This window comes from Chryseoglobus sp. 28M-23 (genome assembly GCF_014789785.1).
GTDB lineage: Bacteria > Actinomycetota > Actinomycetes > Actinomycetales > Microbacteriaceae > Microcella > Microcella indica.
Map to the genome: position 1 here is coordinate 1,724,061 of NZ_CP061846.1, position 19,845 is coordinate 1,743,905.

Genomic DNA, 19,845 nt, shown 5'->3' on the forward strand with positions numbered 1-19,845 from the left:
CGATGCGCCGCGCTTCCGCTCCCCTGGCCGCTCTCGGGCTGGGCCTCGCCCTCGTGGTGGTGCCCGCCCTGCCCGCCTCGGCCCACAACGCCGTCGTATCGTCGACGCCCGAGGAGGGCGAGACCCTCACCGAGGTTCCGGAGTTCTTCGTCGTCACGACGAACGAGGCGATGCTCGACGTGGGGGGCGAGGGCGCGGGCTTCGCCATCCAGGTGACCGACGAGAGCGGGCTCTACTACGGCGACGGCTGCGTCGACGTGGGCGGCCCGTCGATGTCGACGCCGGCGGCGCTCGGCGAGGCCGGGGACTACACGATGGCCTTCCAGTACGTCTCAGCCGACGGCCACACGCTCTCCGACACGCTCGCGTTCCGCTACGAGCCGGCGGCAGGCGCGGAGGCGAGCACCGGCTCGGCCGCGCCGCCCGAGTGCGGCTCGACGCCCGCGACGGCGTCCGGCGGCGAGGAGCCTTCCGCAGCACCCGCCGACGAGTCGGCCGCCGTGCTCGGCACGGTCGCCGTCATCGGCGGCGTGATCGTGCTGCTCGCGGTCGGCGCAGGCGTCGCCGTGTGGCTGTCGCGTCGCCGGCGCAGCTGACTGAACCGCAGAACGAGGCGAGCCCCGCATCCCGAAATATCCAGGGATGCGGGGCTCGCGCTGGTGATGCCTCGTTACGAGGCGAGGGCCGGCAGGTTCTTGCGGCTCGTGAGCACCTGGTCGATGAGACCGTACTCGAGCGCTTCCTGCGCGATGAGGATCTTGTCGCGGTCGATGTCTCTGTTGACTTCCTCGACCGACTTGTTGGAGTGCTTCGAGAGGGTCTCCTCCAGCCACTCGCGCAGTCGGGCGATCTCGCGCGCCTGAATCTCGATGTCGCTCGCCTGCCCGCGGCCCGCGTCGCCCGTCGCGGGCTGGTGGATGAGCACGCGCGCGTTGGGCAGCGCGAGACGCTTGCCGGGTGAGCCTGCGGCGAGCAGCACGGCCGCGGCGGAGGCGGCCTGCCCGAGCACGACGGTCTGGATCTCCGGGCGGATGTACTGCATCGTGTCGTAGATCGCCGTCATGGCCGTGAACGAGCCGCCGGGGCTGTTGATGTACATGACGATGTCGCGGTCAGGGTCCTGAGACTCGAGCACGAGCAGCTGCGCCATGACGTCGTCGGCCGACGCGTCATCGACCTGCACGCCGAGGAAGATGATGCGGTCTTCGAACAGCTTCGCGTACGGGTCCTGCCGCTTGTAGCCGTAGGCGGTGCGCTCCTCGAAGCTGGGGAGGATGTAGCGGCTGCTCGGCATGGCCGGAGCGCCGGCGGAGAAGTGGGGCGTTTCCATCGGTATCGTCTTCCGTCCTTTACTTGCCGTGCTCGGTGCCGCCGCCGCCGACGACGTCGCTCGCGGAGGCGCGAATGTGGTCGACGAAGCCGTACTCGAGGGCCTCTTCGGCGCTGAACCAGCGGTCACGGTCGCCGTCCTTGTTGATCTGCTCGACCGTCTTGCCGGTCTGCTCGGCGGTGATCTCGGCGAGACGCTTCTTCATGTCGTTGATGAGCTGCGCCTGCGTCTGGATGTCGCTCGCGGTGCCGCCGAAGCCGCCGTGCGGCTGGTGCAGCAGCACGCGCGCGTTGGGCGTGATGTAGCGCTTGCCCTTCGTGCCGGAGGTCAGCAGCAGCTGTCCCATCGACGCGGCCATGCCGATGCCGACGGTGACGATGTCGTTGGGCACGAACTGCATCGTGTCGTAGATCGCCATGCCTGCGGTGACGGAGCCGCCGGGCGAGTTGATGTAGAGGTAGATGTCCTTGTCAGGGTCCTCCGCGGCGAGCAAGAGAAGCTTCGCGGCGATCTCGTTGGCGTTCTCGTCGCGCACCTCTGATCCGAGCCAGATGATGCGGTCCTTGAGCAGTCGGTCAAAAACACTGTTGGGCAGTGTCGGTTCGGCCATGTGGGGAGCTCCTGTTCGTCTCGTGCTTCGAATCTACGCGAGGCGACCCGCCGCATCCGTCATGTTCGCCGTGGGCAGAGAGCGGCGCGCCCGCGCCGGGTCCGGGATGCACGAGGGGCCCGGCACCTGCGGCGCCGAGCCCCTCGTGACCGCGCTGCGCGCGGACATGGTTCCTAGTGGTCGTGACCCTCGTGGTCGTCGTCGCTCTCGGCGACGGGCGCGGTCGCGGCCGCCGTGAACGCGGTGAGGTCGACGGGCTGGCCCTTCGAGTCGACGACCTTGACCTTGCTGAGGGCGACGGAGAGCGCCTTCGAGCGGGCGACCTCGCCGACCATGCCGGGGATCTGCCCGTTCTGGTCGAGGATCTTGATGAACTCGCCGGGCTCCATGTTGTACTGCTGAGCACCCTGGATGAGGTACTGGGTGAGCTCGTCCTGGCTGACCTTGACCTCCTCCTTCTCGGCGAGAGCGTCGAGGAAGATCTGGTTGCGGAACGTCGTCGTCGTCGACTCCGTGACCTCGGCGCGGTGCGCGTCGTCCTCGAGGCGGTCCTCGTTCTCGAGGTGGCGGTGCACTTCGCCCTCGATGAGCGAGTCCGGCACGGGAATCTCGACCTGCTCGAGCATCGCGGCCAGCAGCTTGTCGCGAGCCTCAGCACCCTGGCCGAACGACTTCTGCTGGGCGAGCTGCGTGCGCAGGTCATCCTTCATCTCGCCGATCGTGTCGAACTGGCTCGCGATCTGCGCGAAGTCGTCGTCGGCCTCGGGAAGCTCGCGCTCCTTCACCGACTGGATGGTGACCTCGATTTGCGCCATCTTGCCCTCGTGGTCGCCGCCGAGCAGCTTCGACTCGAACGTCGTCGTCTCACCAGCCGTGAGCGACTCGACGGCCTCGTCGATGCCCTCGATGAGCTCGCCTGAGCCCACCTCGTACGAGATCGAGCTGGCGTTGTCGACCGTGTTGCCCTCGACGCTCGCGACGAGGTCGAGCTGCACGAAGTCACCCGTCGCAGCGGGACGGTCGACAGTGATGAGGGTGCCGAAGCGGCTGCGCAGGTTCTGCAGCTCCTCCTCGACCTCCTCGTCGCTGACCTCGGTCGCCTCGACCTCGATCGTCATGCCGTCATAGGCAGGGATGTCGAACTCGGGCCGCACGTCGACCTCGACCTCGACCTGCAGGTCGCCAGAGAAGTCCTTCTCGCTCGGCCACTCCTTGACGTCGGCGCTCGGGCGGCCGAGGGCGCGCAGGCCCTGCTCGGCGATCGCGTCGCGGTAGAACTTGTCGAGACCCTCGCTCACAGCGTGGTTGAGCACCTCACCGCGGCCGACGCGCTGGTCGATGATGGGCGGCGGAACCTTGCCCTTGCGGAAGCCCGGAATCGTCACCGACTCGGCGATGTGCTTGTAGGCGTGCTCGATGCTGGGCTTGAGCTCTTCCGGCGTCACCGTAATGGCGAGCTTGACGCGCGTCGGGCTGAGCTTCGTGGCCGTGGACTGAACCAAAAGGATCTCCTGAATGTGTGGACGTCATGTGGGCGTCGTGCGGGCGTGGTCGGGGCGACAGGATTTGAACCTGCGGCCTCCCGCTCCCAAAGCGGGCGCTCTACCAAGCTGAGCTACGCCCCGCGACCGTGACCGTGACCAAGCGCGTCACGACGCAGGTCGCTACGAAAAATGGCCTCGGCAAGTCTAGCCGAGTCACGGCTGGGCGGCGCCGAGAGCACCCGGAAGGGCAGTGTTCTGCGCAGTGTTCCGACGCGGAACGGCGCGCGGAGTCTGGCGACGAGGCGGCTAGAGTCGAGAGTCGAGGATGTCTGCGGTGTTCGGCAGTTCTCTCCACGTGGTTCACCCCAAGAGTATTGAAGGAAGCACCTGTGACGTCGACCTCCCTGGATCGGGCGCCTGCGAATGCCCGCCCGACAACGGAGCGCCTCAGACCAGAGATCCAGGGTTTGCGGGCCGTCGCGGTGGCACTGGTCTTCGCCTACCACCTGTGGCCGGAGCGCCTGCCCGGTGGATTCATCGGCGTTGATATGTTTTTCGTCATTTCGGGGTATCTGATCATCGGGCACCTCGTCAGAGAGATTCGTGACACTGGGCGAATTCGACTCGCGCGCTTCTGGGAACGCCGCGCCCGCCGCATACTTCCCCTCGCGCTCGTCGTCCTCAGCGTCGTGGCGGCGGCAACGTGGTTCCTCAGCGAGGGCGAAGACAAGGTGCAGTACCTCGAAGAGATCATTGCGTCGGTCTTCTTTGTGGAGAACTGGCTACTGGCGTCCAATGCAGTGGACTACCTCCGTGCGGATTATGAACCCTCGCCGGTACAGCACTTCTGGTCACTCGCCGTCGAAGAGCAGTTCTACATCTTTCTGCCGATCGTCATTGCCCTGACCGCGCTCGTGATGAGGCGGCGAGGACGGATCGGATATGGTCCGATCCGGGTTGTGCTCGTGGTTCTGTTCGTTGTGAGCTTCATCGCGAGCGTCATGATCTCCTCCTCTGCTGGGTCGGTCGCGTACTTCGCCACTCCCATTCGCCTGTGGGAGTTTCTCGCCGGTGGTCTCCTGTCGATGGCTGTCATCTCGATCGGTCCTGCGCTCCGGGGTCTGCTCGCCATATCGGGGACCGCGCTCGTCGTCTTCTCCGCCTTCGGCATCACCGGAGAATCCAGCTTTCCCGGCTGGATTGCAGCTCTTCCCGTCGTCGGGACACTGTTGATCATCGCCTCAGGTTCGTCAACATGGTTCGCCCGATTGTCCTCACTGCGGCCTGTGCTGTGGGTGGGGGGTATCTCCTACGGCGTGTACCTGTGGCACTGGCCACTCATCCACTTCACGCCTGGCCAGTTGGACCAGATCGGGCTTGCGCCGAAGATCGTCATCGTCGTTCTCGCTCTCGCTCTCGCGTCGGCAACGAAGATTTGGGTGGAAGACCCCGTTCGCTTCTCGCGCAGACTTCAGCCCGCACTTCGCCCGTCGATCAAGGTCGCTTCTGCCGCCCTGCTCTCCATGTCACTCGTCGCCGGAGCCGCCTTCGCTGGCGTGCTCTCCGTGCAACGAGAGCAAGCCGAGCTTCTCGACTACTTGGCGTCTGTGGAGTCCAATGACTTTCCGTGTTTCGGCGCTCAAGCCGCTGACCCGGGCTATGACTGCAGTGCCGAACTCGACTACCCCATTTTGCCCCCGCTCTCCACCATTCGAAGCGACGATGCGAATCGCGCGGAATGCTGGAGCGGCGACTCGCCCGCATCGCTCAACGTCTGCTCACTAGGCCCGATGGAAGGATATGAACGCCGCGCTATCGCGCTGGGAGACTCCTTCAACGCTGCGCTGATCTCCGCATACGAACTGGCTGCGGAGGAGAACAATTGGCGCATCGACGTCGCGTCTCGACGCAGTTGCGCCTGGAGCAATGCCGGCACCACGGCGGCACGCAGTGAGGACTGCCTTGCCTGGAACCAGCTGGTGACCAACTATCTCGACACTGGCCCCCAGTACGACCTGATTCTGACGACCGCCGCTGGGCGCGAACCCTCCGACGCGCTGGTCACCGGCTATCGGGAGGCGTGGGCCTCAGCAACGTCGGCCACGGGTGCTCACATCGTCGTCATCGCGACACCTCCCAAGAGCCGCCCCGATCACGTGGAGTGCCTGAAGGACAACCGCGATGACATGAATGCCTCGTGCTCCATCACCAGAGCCGATGCCTTCAAGGGGATCGACGGGATCTCCGTCGCTGCGCAATCTGCCGAGAACGTTTCTCTCGTCGACCTGAGTCGGGTCATCTGCCCTGGCGACCCGTGCCTCCCCGTCGTGGGCAATGCCATCATTTTCCGCAATGGCGGTCACATCACCCGAACATTCGCGACGACACTCGGGCCGTATCTCGCCGCCGAACTCACAGTCGTCGACACCGGTCTCCGGTGACCTCCGCCGTGGGTACGCTTGTGATGGTTCTGCGCTAGGCTTCTGGCGGATTCCTGCCGCAACGCGGGGATGTAGCTCAATGGTAGAGCCTCAGTCTTCCAAACTGATGGTGCGGGTTCGATTCCCGTCATCCCCTCCACAAAATGCCTGATCAGGCCCACTTCTGAAGTCGCCCCCGGCTCCGTGCAGGACGCGTGACCTAGGCGTGACCCAGAACCACTCTCTCTGACACCCGGTGCCGTCGCTCCTGCTGTGCGTACAACAGGCATGGAGACCCTCATGAAGCGCGCGACGATCGACCAAATACCCTCCGGAAACTGGCGCGTGCGAATCCGTCAAACCGACGGCAGCCGCATCAGCCTCGGAGGAACTTTCAAAACGAAGGAGGACGCGCAACAGGCACTCGAACTGGCGGAAGCGCGCCGCTTGATCGAAGCGGCACGATCCGTCACAGACGGCGACGGACCGCTCTTCGCCCCGTACGCAACTCACTGCATCGACGAGGCGGAACTGCGACCTCGCACCAAGGCCAACTACCACTCACTGCTTCGGACAGCCCTGGCCGATTTTCGCGACCGACCGATCCAAACCATCACGCCATCTGACATGCGCATGTGGTGGTCCGATCAAGGCGACCATCCGACCAACCGTCGAAACGCACTCTGGCTCTTCCGGAAGGTCGTGGCGATGGCAATAGAAGACGGCTTCATCGAAAGGGACCCGTCCTTGTCGAAGAGCCTTCGTGGCGGCGCCGCGCACAAGCCACGGCCAGGCTTCACAGAAGACCAATTCCTCACCGTTATTGAGCATGTCGAACCCATCTACCGAGTGCCGCTGCTGGTCGCCTACAGCGCCCACACGCGACTGGGAGAACTTCTTGGGCTCAACGAGGAGGACTACAACCGGGGTCTGCTGCACGGATAGGTGACATCTGACATGGCTTGCCCGAGGGGTGGGCCTGGAAGGATGCCATCGTGCCTAAGCCTTATCCGAAAGAGTTCCGCGATGACGTCGTGCGCGTCGCGGAGAATCGCGAACCGGGAGTGACGGTCGAGCAGATCGCGAACGATTTCGGGGTTCACCCGATGACGCTCACGAAGTGGCTCGCCCGCTCCCGCGCTACCCGGCAGGCTGCCGAGTCGGGGTCGCTGTCCCCGGGCGATCGTGATGCCGAGTTGCGGGAGCTGCGTCAGCGTAATCGGCTGCTCGAGCAGGAGGTCGAGGTGCTCCGCCGCGCGGCGGCGTATTTGGGGCAGGCCCATCTGCCGGGAAAAGGTTCTACCCGCTCGTGACAGAGCTCGCCGCTGACGGGATACCCGTGACGGTGACGTGCCGGGTTCTCAAGCTCTCCCGCCAGCCCTACTACCGATGGCTGAAAAAGCCGATCACGAACGCTGATCGGGTGGAGGCGTATCGCGCGAACGCGCTGTTCGATGCTCACCAGGATGACGCGGAATTCGGGCATCGGCTGCTGGCCGACGAAGCTCGCGACGCCGGAGAATCGATGGCTGATCGGACGGCGTGGCGGATCTGCCGCGACAACGGCTGGTGGAGCGCGTTCGGAAAGAAGCGCGGCAGGAACGGCAAGAAGGCAGGCCCGCCAGTCCACGACGACCTCTGCGCGGTCGTGGACGAGACCGGACGCATCCGGCATGAGTTCACCGCCGATGGCCCGAACCGGCTCTGGCTGACCGACATCACCGAACATCGAACCGGGGAAGGCAAGCTCTACCTCTGCGCCGTCAAAGACGTGTTCGGGAACAAGATCATCGGCTACTCGATCGACTCGCGGATGAAGTCAAGCCTGGCCGTTCGAGCGCTGGAGAACGCCGCTCAGATGCGCGGCGACGTCGCCGGCTGCGTGATCCACAGCGACCGAGGCAGCCAATTTCGAAGCCGGAAATTCCTCCGAGCGATCAGCCGTCACCGCATGGTCGGATCGATGGGCAGAGTCGGCGCTGCGGGAGACAACGCCGCGATGGAATCGTTCTTCTCGCTGTTGCAGAAGAACGTCCTCAACCGCCGCTCCTGGGGCACCCGCGACCAGCTGCGCATCGCGATCGTCACCTGGATCGAACGCACCTACAACCGGCGACGCCGGCAAGCCGCTCTGGGCCGATTGACCCCGGTCGAGTTCGAGGCCATCATGAACACGCCAGCCGCACTGGCTGCGTGACTAAACCGTGTCACCTATCCGTGCAGCAGACCCCTCTTGGAACTTGAGGAGTTCACTCCATGCTTCCTGAAACTCAGCACGCCGCGAGTCGGGGACGCGCCGCGCGGCGAGCGCCCGTTCGAAGTCTTCTTCGTCGGACCCTGTCCGATGAATCGCGCGGACCGTCAGCCACCCCCACTCGCTCAGTTCAAGCATTGGTCGCTCCGCTCTAACACCCCAATTCTACGCCTTATATCGGTGTATGCGCGGCCTACGGGTGCAGAGCGCGCTAGTCCCGACGCAATTTTAGGTCGGTATCGAACCTCGTGAATTGTGCAGAATCGCCTACAGTCAGCAGCCGTCGACGAATCAGATGCACGGAACACAACGTGTCGCAACACGGGCAGGGAACGAAGGCGGATGCGGATCTCGTCTACAGCATCGAATCTTGTTTTCGCAGCGCTTAGTCAACCGAATCGAGCGCCCTACTCGGAGCCTCAGATCGTTTTTTTGACCGGCCGAGTACTGAACGAGCATGTGTTTGCGACGGCGCGCGCCCATATAGGTGGTTTAACCCCCTTTAGTGGGCAAGCATCGCCCCTTCCGGCCCCAAACGGCATGGGTAAATGGGGTGTTTTGCTTCGTCTCCGTTCGAGCCCGCATGCTGCCGAGGCGCTCGCCGCCGGCGACTCAAAGCCCAGAAGCGGGCCTAGTAGCCCTCCTGCGCGATTCTGGCGCGTTCGCTGGCCAGCATCGCCTTCCTCTCCCGATGTGCCTCTGCAAGGTCGTCAGGCGTCAGCCTGCGCCTCTCGGCGACACGGTCGAGAACCGCGTATATGGCGTCGTTGATTGCGAGGTCCGTTTGGATCATTCCCTCCTCCGCAGCCATGCCGAGGAAGTAGTCGAGTTCAGTCTTGCCAATGATGAACGGCTTGCCCGGGTCCGGCGGTGGGATCATCAGGTCACTCTCCGATCAGAGGTTCGAGGTCGTGCGCCGATATGGCTGATTGCCGCCGACGCCTAGTTGGGATTCATGAATTCAGTACGAGATCGCAGCGACCGGACGGGGTCGACCTCGTCTCGGTGTAGCCCTGGAGATCAATCTCGAGCCGCTTCGGGCCTAGTCCCCTTGATGCCCGGTGCCAGCCGGAGTGAAGGCCGCAGGGACCACTGATCTGGCAACAGACTCATCGACCTCGTCGGTCTCAGTGTCGAGATGAAACAACCAGTCCCTGATCGCGGGACGAACGTTGACCCACGTGCGGGAGTCGCTCTCGAAGCGCTCCTCGGCGTTGCCGTCCATCGGAATTTGTCAAGGTGAATGAGGCCAGCGGGTCTTTAGGCGGCTAGTTTCGGTGCGGGTTCCTCTCCGGCTTCTTGTTCGGTTGGCTTGTTGATCCAGGTCGTGCCGGGCAGGGCGAGGATTTTCGGGTCAAGGTTGCTGCTGAAGCGTTCTGGGTTCTGCGCGCGAGCGAGGGCGAGGGTCGCTGACCGTTCGGCGGCTTTGGCTGCGGCGAGGCCGTAGTGGACGTCGGCGGGGGTGTTCAGCCCGATGCCGATGTGCCGGTGAGTGTGGTTGTAGCCCTCGACGAACTCGGCCATGAAGGCCCGGGCTTGACCGACGGATTCGAAGCGTTCGGGGAACACGGGCGCGAATTTGAGGGTCTTGAACCAGCTCTCGCTGTAAGGGTTGTCGTTACTCACCCGGGGTCTCGAGTGCGACTTCGTGACCTCCAGATCCGACAACAACGCCGCGACGGTCTTCGAGGTCATAGAGGTTCCCCGGTCGGCGTGGACGACCTGTGGGGTGCCGTGGATCTTGAACGTCTCTGTCATCATCTCGACCGCGAGGATCGCCGATTCGGAGGTGTGGACGTAGGCGCCGACGACATAGCGGGAGAAAATGTCGATCATGACGTAGCAGTCGTAATACTTGCCCTTGATCGGGCCCGGCAGTTTCGTGATGTCCCACGAATACACCTGACCGGGCGCGGTCGCGACCAGCTCGGGGACCGCCCGGGCCGGGTGCCTAGCCAACCGGCGGCGCTCCTTCACCTGCGCGTTCTCGGTCAGAACCCGGTAAATCGTGGAGATCGAGCCGAGATAGATGCCCTCATCGAGAAGCTGAGCGAAAATCTGGATCGGTGGCAGGTCCACGAACCTGGGCGAGTTCACCACCGACAGGATTCGGGCACGCTCGAGAACGGAGAGCTTATTCGCCGGCGTGACGCGCACCCGAGGCAGAGCCACAGGCGGTGATTTGCGGGTCGCAGTCGCCCGCGACACCCCGGTCAGCCGTGCTGCGGTCCGGGTCGAGGTGCCCGACCCGGTCAACTCGACGTAGGCGGTCATCAGGAGCTCGTGTGCGGGGGTTCGTCCCGCGAGCTCTTGGACAAATTCTCCAAGAGCTCGTGCGCTTTTCCCATGATGGTCAGAGCAACTTCCGTCGTCGCGAGACGCTGTTCAGCTTGGTCGAGTTGGCGCCGTAACCGGGCGATCTCGGCCTGCTCCGCGGTCAGCCGGCCGATCTTCTCACCGGGCTTCTTCCCGGCCAGGACTCCGGCGTCGCGGAGCTTGCGCCACTCGGTGACCTGCGACGAGTAGATACCCTGCTCACGCAGATACGCCCCTCCCTGGTTGCGGAGGATCGCGTCCTCGTAGGCCGCGAGGTGGTCAAGTTTTTGCGCCGGGGTGAACGAACGCCGCGACGCCGGACCCCCAGCTCGGGGCCCGGGACTTTCGTTGGTCATGAGGCTATCGTCGCGCACGGCGATCAAAGACGGACTGGACATGATGGTTGAATTCCTGGTTCTCCGCCCTACGTCAAACAGCGGACTTGCTCCGAGCGACTGGCCTCACCCAACCCTGACACGTAGGGCATGCGAAACAACTTGCCGTGGCGAGTGAAGTAGCGAACTGCCATCGTGGCCTCCTCTTTGAGGTTACCGCCGACATGCGACATCTGCTCAAGAGCCGGATCACCGGCGCAGCCGGGCCACCTGTAACGAAGCCATACGCGAGGAAGGTGAAAAACAGACTCGACGAACCTCCGCGCCGCCAGTCACGGGCACTCCTATCGGCTCGTCAAGAAGGTTGGGCAGCGATGCGCGCTATCCGATCTCGGCTCAGGCCCGTGACTCTCTCCAGCGAGCGGGAGGGAACTCGTGCTCGTCTTGCCTCGCGAATCATCTGGTTTCGAGCGGTCATGGCGTGCTCATACCGAGCCTTCGCCGCGCGAGTCTCCTCGACCTGCTCACCCAAGGCCATCAGCGCGAGAGTAGCGCTGATGCGCTGTGGCTTAGCGGCCGACATCAGATCGCTTTTTTCTTGGCGGCAAGTCGTGGAGTGGCAACTACAGCGAAGAGCGCGCGCGCGTCCGAGCGGCTGTTGTCGCTTTTCTCGCGCTCGTTCGGAGGCAGGGCCCGAGAACGTTGGAAGTGACGGCGTCGCATGTCTCTACCATTGGCAATCTCGATCACGAGATCCCTACTCGAGGCCAATCACTGAGTGACCCGGCGTGCGACCAACCGCCAGGAATTTGCGGCTCTCGTTCTGGTGCGCCGACCCTGACGTTCTCGCGCGAATACTCGATTCTCTTGCCTGGTCGTTGGTCTCGCCAGGCAGGCAACTCACGACGTCTGCGGGCGATCGTCGCCGTCGAACAATTCAAAAACTTTGCCTGCTCTGACTTCGACCAACCCCAGGCGACTAAGTCGAGCAGATCCAAAATTACTGGATCTGGGGGCCTCTTCCGCGGTACCGTCGGCGTCGCTTTGGCGCGGTAGGAGGCTCTCCATCGTCGGTACTTGTTCACTACGAAGAAGTTTTCAATCTCCGAAAATCGGTCTGCGTCGTCCACGACCCCTCGGGCTGCTCCCAAAACTAACGTCCGTAGGTTCCGGGTCCGTGCGTTGATACTGCTGAAGCCCTTGCCAAGTTTCGGCTTGACGACATAGTCGACTGCCGCCCGCGGGGACTGCCACACCTTTGCGTGTTGACCCCGTTGAGATGCTCGAAGGCCTTCCCTGGCAGCCGCGCTGATCCAGGCGTTCAGAGCGTCCCGGGCCAACAGGCCGTCATAGCCAAAGACCAAGAGGTGGTCATGAAGGTGGTAGCGGTCGCCGATCGTGAGTTCCGTTTCGCGATGCCAGGCCACGCATCGCGTGGATAGTTTCATGATCCGTAACCACCGGCGCCGGACGCGCTCCAGGCCTTCCCACGCGTCTTCGATTCGATCGAAATGCTCAATGCTGAAAGTCAGAACGAGCACCGACTCGTGCTGCGTCGCCACATTGAACCAGTCGTCGCGATCGGGCTGAGCCTCAACGCCTGAACAGTGGGAGCAAAGTCGTTGCCGGCATTTGAATGGTCGTCCACATTCTCTGATTCGCCGAACTAGGGAGTGATCCCGAAGATAGGCTCCCACTGACCAGTGCTGGTGCTGAAGCGTGGGTGTATCAGGCACTCTTGTGGCGTCTTTATGATGAACGGCTCCGGAGTTGACTGGTGAGCCGTCCGGGCCGGATCCATTGATTTCGCGAGTCATGACCGCACCTCGCACACAGCCCTCGTTTTGTCGTGGAGGGGCCGCGTGGGCACTTTCGGCAGATCTGGTTCCGATAGGTTCGCGGGGCCTTCCGGCTGGCATCTAGCAGGTGCCGGTTCAGGCTCGCCTCGCGATCTGCAAAACGAAGTGCCCCCACACTACATTTGCTGAGGTCCTGGGGTGAAGAGTGCTTCTCACCGGCTCGTGAAGACCGCAACTTTTCGATCACAGCAGCGATCGGCTGTATCCGGGAGTCCTAAGTCGAGCGTGGAGTCAAATCCAATTTTTCCGTCCCGCTTTTGCGCAGCGCCGCCGAGTTTCGAATTCAAGGTCTCGGGCCATGGATCCTCCTGGCGCCTGCGTTCGAGGGCACTGCCGTGTTGAAGAAGTGTCGCATGTTGCTGACGGTTGAGCGCCTGTCCCCAGTATCGTGAGGGCATGACAGAGGTCAGCGAGACAGTGACGTTGATCGCTGTCCTCGGCGGCACAAACTCCGGAGCAGCCCTACGTGTCAGGGTTGGGTGAGGCCAGTCGCTCGGAGCAAGTCCGCTGTTTGACGTAGGGCGGAGAACCAGGAATTCAACCATCATGTCCAGTCCGTCTTTGATCGCCGTGCGCGACGATAGCCTCATGACCAACGAAAGTCCCGGGCCCCGAGCTGGGGGTCCGGCGTCGCGGCGTTCGTTCACCCCGGCGCAAAAACTTGACCACCTCGCGGCCTACGAGGACGCGATCCTCCGCAACCAGGGAGGGGCGTATCTGCGTGAGCAGGGTATCTACTCGTCGCAGGTCACCGAGTGGCGCAAGCTCCGCGACGCCGGAGTCCTGGCCGGGAAGAAGCCCGGTGAGAAGATCGGCCGGCTGACCGCGGAGCAGGCCGAGATCGCCCGGTTACGGCGCCAACTCGACCAAGCTGAACAGCGTCTCGCGACGACGGAAGTTGCTCTGACCATCATGGGAAAAGCGCACGAGCTCTTGGAGAATTTGTCCAAGAGCTCGCGGGACGAACCCCCGCACACGAGCTCCTGATGACCGCCTACGTCGAGTTGACCGGGTCGGGCACCTCGACCCGGACCGCAGCACGGCTGACCGGGGTGTCGCGGGCGACTGCGACCCGCAAATCACCGCCTGTGGCTCTGCCTCGGGTGCGCGTCACGCCGGCGAATAAGCTCTCCGTTCTCGAGCGTGCCCGAATCCTGTCGGTGGTGAACTCGCCCAGGTTCGTGGACCTGCCACCGATCCAGATTTTCGCTCAGCTTCTCGATGAGGGCATCTATCTCGGCTCGATCTCCACGATTTACCGGGTTCTGACCGAGAACGCGCAGGTGAAGGAGCGCCGCCGGTTGGCTAGGCACCCGGCCCGGGCGGTCCCCGAGCTGGTCGCGACCGCGCCCGGTCAGGTGTATTCGTGGGACATCACGAAACTGCCGGGCCCGATCAAGGGCAAGTATTACGACTGCTACGTCATGATCGACATTTTCTCCCGCTATGTCGTCGGCGCCTACGTCCACACCTCCGAATCGGCGATCCTCGCGGTCGAGATGATGACAGAGACGTTCAAGATCCACGGCACCCCACAGGTCGTCCACGCCGACCGGGGAACCTCTATGACCTCGAAGACCGTCGCGGCGTTGTTGTCGGATCTGGAGGTCACGAAGTCGCACTCGAGACCCCGGGTGAGTAACGACAACCCTTACAGCGAGAGCTGGTTCAAGACCCTCAAATTCGCGCCCGTGTTCCCCGAACGCTTCGAATCCGTCGGTCAAGCCCGGGCCTTCATGGCCGAGTTCGTCGAGGGCTACAACCACACTCACCGGCACATCGGCATCGGGCTGAACACCCCCGCCGACGTCCACTACGGCCTCGCCGCAGCCAAAGCCGCCGAACGGTCAGCGACCCTCGCCCTCGCTCGCGCGCAGAACCCAGAACGCTTCAGCAGCAACCTTGACCCGAAAATCCTCGCCCTGCCCGGCACGACCTGGATCAACAAGCCAACCGAACAAGAAGCCGGAGAGGAACCCGCACCGAAACTAGCCGCCTAAAGACCCGCTGGCCTCATTCACCTTGACAAATTCCGCAGCCGCATTCCTTGGTTTGGCGTCAGACGGCGAGCGCTACTGGGTAAAGGCTCAGAACAACCCGCAGGGAGCCCGGTCGCTCGTTCCGGAACGAATCGTCACACGCATCGGTCTCGCAATGGGCGCTCCGGTGCGACCCATCGCAATCATCGAGATACCAGCCGGCCTTGATCATGTCTACGCCCCGGGATTTCGCCTCCGGCCCGGGTACGCACACGGCTCGCTGGATGTCGGGCAAAGCAAGGTCGTTGACGATTGGGCCGGTATTTCTGGTCGCGACGGCAACCGTCAGCGAATTGCTTTTCTTGCCGCACTGTGGGATCTCTGCTTGGGCAACGATCCACAGTGGCTTGCTGAATTTGAGGCCGACGCGGCCGTTTGGTCCTACGACCACGGCTTCTGGTTTGCTGGCGAGGTCGACTGGAATCTGGAATCGATGCGTCGAGTTGGCTTAAGGCCCTGGGTCGCACCAAGCATCGAAATGGCTTCGAGCGAGGCACTTCGGACTGCTGCCTCCGCCGTTGAGGCGCTCACGTTCTCCCAATTAGAGGCGATTGCGTTAGACGTACCGCCTGCCTGGGGCGCCAGTGAAGACGAGTTGACAGCGGTGGCGAGTATCCTGCTCGAACGAGCGCCCGGGGTCGCGGAACGTCTCCGCGATGTAGCGGAACGGAGCAGATTCCCGTGATGTCAAGCATGCATGCAATCACCTACTGGGTGATCCGCTACGTGCCCGACGTCGCGCGCGGTGAGTTTCACAACGTTGGCGTGGTGTGTGGCTCGAGCAATGGAGATTGGGCCGCCGCTTTCGACTGGCAATACCTTCACAAGAAGACCCCTCGCGACGTCCTTGAGTGGGCAGAGTGGTTCAACGACCAGGTTCGCCAAGGCGAAGCACTCATGCCTGATCACGAGTTCACTCGGGGATGGGTAGAAGGAATTCGTCAACGCCAGGCGAACAGTGTTCAGGTGGGCCCGCCTCTACCTGTGGTTAGCGATAACGCGCGCGACGCGGCCGCGACTCTCTACCGGCAGATTGTGCAGCACAAGTTCGCGCGTCGCACACACAGGACAACTCGTCGTCAACTCCGGTCCGAAGTACGGTCGTTGCTCAGTTACACGCTGATGGAAGGCGAGCACTACTTCGAACGACCCGAGGTGCGTCTCGGCCAAATGCACGGCGACTTCGATTTCGTGCAGGTCAACGAGGCCTTGCCTGTGATCCGCAATGTATGGGCTTTTGACGTCGCCGGACTCGATGATCTCGAGCGCGGGATTCAGGCCTGGAACTACGGAATCACACGACTCCGAGACGATGGCGCAGTCCTCCGAACAAAGGATCGCGCGCTAGAACTACCTTCGAACTCGGTCGTAACTGCGATCATCGACCCACCTCTGCACGACTCACGTCGTAGGACGGAGATCTTCGAAGCCACTCTCGAAGCCTGGGAGCGCGAGCGGGTTGACGTGCTCACGGTCTCTCAGTTCGAGGAGCGATTCGCCTACGGCGGTACGGGACTCGGATGAAGGTTCCGAAGGGGAATCCTGTCTCTACTTAGCGCGTCCGCACAGTCGGCGAAGTGGGCCCTACTGAACGGATGATTGCCACGGAATCAATCAAACCCGATAGTCCCCAGTCGCCCGCAATCGCGGAACGGGTGCCGCGGGTTTGCAAATCTCCCGACGTGCTGTCCTCTCGATGCGGATCGCATTCCTGCACAAGGTACGCAATGGCGGAGGATTCAAGAGCCAACCAGCAGCCCGCTCTCTGAGCCGATCCCAGGATCACGCAGATCAAGCAATTCGCATCGCGCTACGTGAACGAAAGCCAAGGAACTCAAGTGCCCCACTCAGGAGTTGGAATTAAACGACATCCCGTCGAGAGCGTTGAGCACGATCGGTTTGCCGTTTGCGAGGGGTTGCCACTTAAGCGCTAGACAAACCCCGCGTGAACATCACCGAGCGGCTAGACCATTCCTTGAGTGTGGCAGGGGCTGTTACCCGCCGTGACACTGCATCACGCTCTGCACCTGACGAGATTTTCCGCCGGGAACTTCTCGTAACCGACGTTCGTAACACCTAGTACCGAGTGGCACTCAGTTCGCAAACGAACGTGACCTGGCGTGACCCAGGCAGGATATGGTTTCAGCATCGGCAGCACAGCGATTTCAAGAAATAGCGGGCTTATTCGGGCCATTTGCGGGGCGTCGGTTTGGTGAGGATTCAGTCTTCCAAACTGATGGTGCGAGTTCGATTCTCGTCATCCCCTCCATTACCAGCCCTGGAGACTCGTCTCAACCGCGGGTCCACACCGCCGTCAGCACCTGGCTGTCGGACTCCTCGGTCGTCGTCGTCGCGAGGGTGTCGACCTGGCAGTCGACCTCGAGGCTGCCGCTCCAGGCATCCGTCGCGATCTCGCGCGCCTCGACCTGCACCGCCTGGCCGTCGATCTCCGCGCTGACGGTCGTCGTGAAGTCCTCGCGGGAGGGATCCATCGCGAAGAGCGTGCCGCCCGACGCGGTCCACGTGCCGCCCTCGACGCCGTCGAACACGACCTGCACGTCGGCGTCTGCACCATTGCCGACCACGCGGGCATCCATGGTGTGCTCGTCAGCGCGCATCTCGTAGGCGCCGCCGGCGGACCAGTCGAGCACCATCTCGCCCGAGAACGTCGCCGTGCCGCCTGCGAACTCCGGCAGCGACATGACCTCGGCGCCCCACGCGTCGTTGTCGAGCGTCCACGTGCCCACGAGGCAGCCTTCGGCGCGCGCCTGGGGGTCAGACTCGTCGAGCCAGTCGGGGCCAGACTCCGAGTCATCGGTATCGCCGTTTGCATCGCCGGGCGGCACGAGCGGCTCGCCGTCGGTGCCGTCGCCGCCGACCCCCGGGCCGACGGGGAAGCACCCGGCGAGGGAGGCGATCAGCACCCCGCTCAGGAGAGCTGCTGCCGTGGTCGCGCGGCCTCGCCGAATGCGTCGCGTCGTCATCGAACGTCACCTCAGTCATCGTCATCGCGCACCTGAACCCGACACGCTAGCAAGGCCGCACACGGGATGCACGGCCCTGCTGCGACGGAGCGCCACGAGTCACCGCGGCGAAGGCGACTAATCCTCGGCGGGCGCGGGCTCGACGACGCCGGGCTCGATCGTGCCCGGGTCGATCGGCTCGGGCAGGGCGATGACGCCCTCCACGAGGGATACGACCGCGTTCCACCAGCCCTCCGGCTGCTGCATCGCGTAGCCCGGTACGAGCCAGGCGTTGCCCTCGGCATCCCACAGCAGCAGCAGTGTCGCCTCCGCGTTCTCGACCGTCACGGTGACCGTCTCAGGCTCAGGCAGCGGCTCCGGCAGGGGCTCCGGCTCTGTCGGGATCGGATCCGTCGGGGTCGGCTCGCCCTCGCCGGGGTCGCTCGGCTCGGGCGCGGGCTCCTCGTCGGGAGCACCTGCGCCGCCGCCCGCACCGCCGTCCGGCTCCACCGGGATCGGCTCGCCCTCGCCCGGCTCGGTCGGCTCGGCCGGCACCGGCTCGACCACTCCTGGTTCGCCCGGCTCGGAGCCCTCGGGCGACGAGACGGGAGCATCCGGATCGCCGATAATCGCGTCGCGCGCCACGCCCGATTCGGCGGCCAGGATGCTGTACCCGCCCTGGTAGTCGGGGCCGGCTGCGCCGAACCAGCGCCAGTCGCTCAAGCGGTCGACCGCCGCGACCGCAGACACCGTGTCGAACGTGCCGCGCTCGACGACCTCGATCGCGTGACCGTACGCCCACACGAGCTCACCGGTCTGCGCCGACCACGCGACACCCCAGTCGAGGGCGGTCGCGACGCCGTCGACCGTCAGGTAGGCGCTCGCCATCGTCTGGTAGGGGTCGACCGTGACGGTGATGTCGCCGGGTGCGACCTCGAGACCCGTCGCCGCGAAGGCCTCCTGCGCGAGAGAGCGCGCCTCCTGCTCGCCTGGTGCGAGCGAGTCTTCGAGACGCGGCTCGACGAACTCGGTCTCGTCGTCACGAATCACCTGCGGGTAGCCGTCCGGGTTGCTGAACCACCAGTTGGCGGTGCCCACCCACGAGATCGTCACCGATGGCGCCGAGCCGTCCTCCGGCCCGACCACGTAGCTCGGGTACTGCTCGTCGAAGTACTCGGTGCGCTCCGCGGTTCCCTCGACGCCGTAGCGCGCCGAAACCTCGCCGAGCACGCTCTCGGGGCTGCCCGTGCGCTGCAGGGCGTACACCGAACCGCGCCCACCGCTCGTGGAGAGCCCGTCGCCCGGCAGGTACTCGTAGTCGATCCACTGCGCGATGCGCAGATCGGCGTCGGCCGACTCCGACGCGGCCGAGAGCGCACTCGCGGTGCCCGTGCCTGCAGCCGTGAAGAGCGGCTGCGGCGCGAACGGATTCGCGACGACGAGGGCGCCGACCGCGACGGCGGCGACGGCAGAGACGGAGAGGCTTGCGGCGCGCGTGACGCGGCCGTGGTTGACGAGGCGGGGGGCGCGGCGGTCGGCCGCGCCGTGCACCACCTCGGGAGACAGGTCAGGCGACACGTCGGTGCTGTTCTCGCTCGCGAAGGAGCGACGCAGCCGTTGCGACAGGTTGTCAGAAGAATCGTTCATACCCGGTTTATGTCGCGAGGCCCGCCGATCTTTCGCGACTCGGCCGATTCGGGCAGAGGCCGAGTCAGGCGACGTCAGAATCGCGGGATGCGCCCAGCGCCGCCGCGAGCGACTTCTTCGCGCGGTGCAGCCGCACGCTCACGGCGTTCGGCGACACGCCGAGCGCGACCGCCGCCTCCGCGACCGCGAGGTCGTCGAGCACGACGAGGGCGAGGACCTCGCGCTCCGTCGCGCTCAGCGAGGCCCACGCCGCGGCGAGCGCCGGATCCCCGTCGAGGGCGGCATCGGCGGCTGGCGCGGAGTCGGGCACGGCGAACCAGCCGAGCACCGAGGCTCGTGCGGCGAGCCTGCGGCGGTGGTTCGCGACCAGGTAGCCGGCGATGCGGTACAGCCACGGCAGCTCCTCCCCCGGTGCGACCGCATCGCGCTTGCGCCACGCCACCGCGAAGACGTCGGCAGCGAGATCGTCGACGTCGTCACGCGCGACACGACGCCGCAGGTATCCGCTCACGGCGGGCAAGTGCTGCTCGTAGAGCGCGGCAAACTGCGCACGGCTGACCGTCATGCCGCCATTCTGACGACCCCGCG

Annotated in this window: 16 protein-coding genes and 3 tRNA genes; 9 read left to right on the plus strand and 10 right to left on the minus strand. The window is 64.3% G+C overall.

From position 1 onward, the window contains the following. Positions 1-2 precede the first annotated feature (2 nt). Positions 3-596: a copper resistance CopC family protein gene (locus IE160_RS08455; protein WP_191150797.1), complete on the plus strand. Its 594-nt coding sequence runs from the start codon at positions 3-5 to the stop codon at positions 594-596. Positions 597-670: 74 nt separating this feature from the next. Here the strand turns inward: IE160_RS08455 and IE160_RS08460 are convergent, their stop codons facing one another. The 5 genes from IE160_RS08460 to IE160_RS08475 all read right to left on the minus strand — a co-directional run bounded on the left by IE160_RS08460 (position 671) and on the right by IE160_RS08475 (position 3,565). Further along, the gene (locus IE160_RS08460) at positions 671-1,330 is read right to left on the minus strand and encodes an ATP-dependent Clp protease proteolytic subunit (RefSeq protein WP_179872204.1); all 660 of its coding nucleotides are present in this window, start codon (positions 1,328-1,330) and stop codon (positions 671-673) included. A gap of 19 nt (positions 1,331-1,349) precedes the next feature. After that, positions 1,350-1,940, minus strand: a complete 591-nt coding sequence (locus tag IE160_RS08465; RefSeq protein WP_179872205.1) for an ATP-dependent Clp protease proteolytic subunit — start codon at positions 1,938-1,940, stop codon at positions 1,350-1,352. Between the two features lie 33 nt (positions 1,941-1,973). After that, positions 1,974-2,108: a hypothetical protein gene (locus IE160_RS12655; RefSeq protein WP_255508221.1), complete on the minus strand. Its 135-nt coding sequence runs from the start codon at positions 2,106-2,108 to the stop codon at positions 1,974-1,976. A 5-nt stretch (positions 2,109-2,113) separates the two neighbouring features. After that, positions 2,114-3,442: a trigger factor gene (gene tig / locus IE160_RS08470; protein WP_191150798.1), complete on the minus strand. Its 1,329-nt coding sequence runs from the start codon at positions 3,440-3,442 to the stop codon at positions 2,114-2,116. Positions 3,443-3,488: 46 nt separating this feature from the next. Further along, positions 3,489-3,565, minus strand: a tRNA-Pro gene (locus IE160_RS08475). Positions 3,566-3,813: 248 nt separating this feature from the next. Between IE160_RS08475 and IE160_RS08480 the strand changes: the two genes are divergently transcribed. The 4 genes from IE160_RS08480 to IE160_RS08495 all read left to right on the plus strand — a co-directional run bounded on the left by IE160_RS08480 (position 3,814) and on the right by IE160_RS08495 (position 8,041). Continuing rightward, on the plus strand, positions 3,814-5,865 hold the full coding sequence (locus tag IE160_RS08480) for an acyltransferase family protein (protein WP_179872207.1): 2,052 nt from the start codon (positions 3,814-3,816) through the stop codon (positions 5,863-5,865). Positions 5,866-5,930: 65 nt separating this feature from the next. Continuing rightward, a tRNA-Gly gene (locus IE160_RS08485) sits at positions 5,931-6,004 on the plus strand. Between the two features lie 128 nt (positions 6,005-6,132). Next, a complete protein-coding gene (locus tag IE160_RS08490; protein ID WP_191150799.1) occupies positions 6,133-6,789 on the plus strand; it encodes an AP2/ERF family transcription factor in 657 nt (218 codons plus the stop codon). Positions 6,790-6,839: 50 nt separating this feature from the next. Beyond that, positions 6,840-8,041, plus strand: a protein-coding gene (locus IE160_RS08495; protein WP_191150673.1) for an IS3 family transposase whose coding sequence is annotated in 2 segments (ribosomal slippage) — positions 6,840-7,133 and positions 7,136-8,041 — 1,200 coding nt in all. Because the reading frame shifts where the segments join, the coding sequence is not laid out codon by codon here. Between the two features lie 688 nt (positions 8,042-8,729). Here IE160_RS08495 and IE160_RS08500 read toward each other — a convergent pair. After that, positions 8,730-8,978: a hypothetical protein gene (locus IE160_RS08500; RefSeq protein WP_191150800.1), complete on the minus strand. Its 249-nt coding sequence runs from the start codon at positions 8,976-8,978 to the stop codon at positions 8,730-8,732. A gap of 380 nt (positions 8,979-9,358) precedes the next feature. Next, a protein-coding gene (locus IE160_RS08505) for an IS3 family transposase (protein ID WP_191151980.1) occupies positions 9,359-10,770 on the minus strand; the annotation gives its coding sequence in 2 pieces (ribosomal slippage) (positions 9,359-10,434 and positions 10,434-10,770; 1,413 coding nt in all). Positions 10,771-13,196: 2,426 nt separating this feature from the next. On the opposite strand from IE160_RS08505, the gene IE160_RS08510 reads away from it, so the two are divergent. The 4 genes from IE160_RS08510 (at position 13,197) to IE160_RS08525 (ending at position 16,916) form a co-directional block, all read left to right on the plus strand. Further along, a protein-coding gene (locus IE160_RS08510; protein WP_191151980.1) for an IS3 family transposase occupies positions 13,197-14,608 on the plus strand; the annotation gives its coding sequence in 2 pieces (ribosomal slippage) (positions 13,197-13,533 and positions 13,533-14,608; 1,413 coding nt in all). Positions 14,609-14,630: 22 nt separating this feature from the next. Next, a complete protein-coding gene (locus IE160_RS08515; protein WP_191150801.1) occupies positions 14,631-15,332 on the plus strand; it encodes a hypothetical protein in 702 nt (233 codons plus the stop codon). A gap of 8 nt (positions 15,333-15,340) precedes the next feature. Further along, positions 15,341-16,171 (plus strand): DUF3037 domain-containing protein, encoded by an 831-nt coding sequence (locus IE160_RS08520; protein WP_191150802.1) that lies wholly within the window; start codon positions 15,341-15,343, stop codon positions 16,169-16,171. 674 nt (positions 16,172-16,845) lie between these two features. Then, positions 16,846-16,916 (plus strand) — tRNA-Gly (locus IE160_RS08525). A gap of 22 nt (positions 16,917-16,938) precedes the next feature. Here the strand turns inward: IE160_RS08525 and IE160_RS08530 are convergent. The 3 genes from IE160_RS08530 to IE160_RS08540 form a co-directional block, all read right to left on the minus strand. Then, on the minus strand, positions 16,939-17,631 hold the full coding sequence (locus IE160_RS08530) for a hypothetical protein (protein ID WP_179872208.1): 693 nt from the start codon (positions 17,629-17,631) through the stop codon (positions 16,939-16,941). A 117-nt stretch (positions 17,632-17,748) separates the two neighbouring features. Beyond that, positions 17,749-19,257, minus strand: coding sequence for a hypothetical protein (locus tag IE160_RS08535; RefSeq protein WP_191150803.1), 1,509 nt, complete (start codon positions 19,255-19,257; stop codon positions 17,749-17,751). A 64-nt stretch (positions 19,258-19,321) separates the two neighbouring features. After that, positions 19,322-19,822: an RNA polymerase sigma factor gene (locus IE160_RS08540; RefSeq protein ID WP_191150804.1), complete on the minus strand. Its 501-nt coding sequence runs from the start codon at positions 19,820-19,822 to the stop codon at positions 19,322-19,324. Between the last annotated feature and the right edge of the window lie 23 nt (positions 19,823-19,845).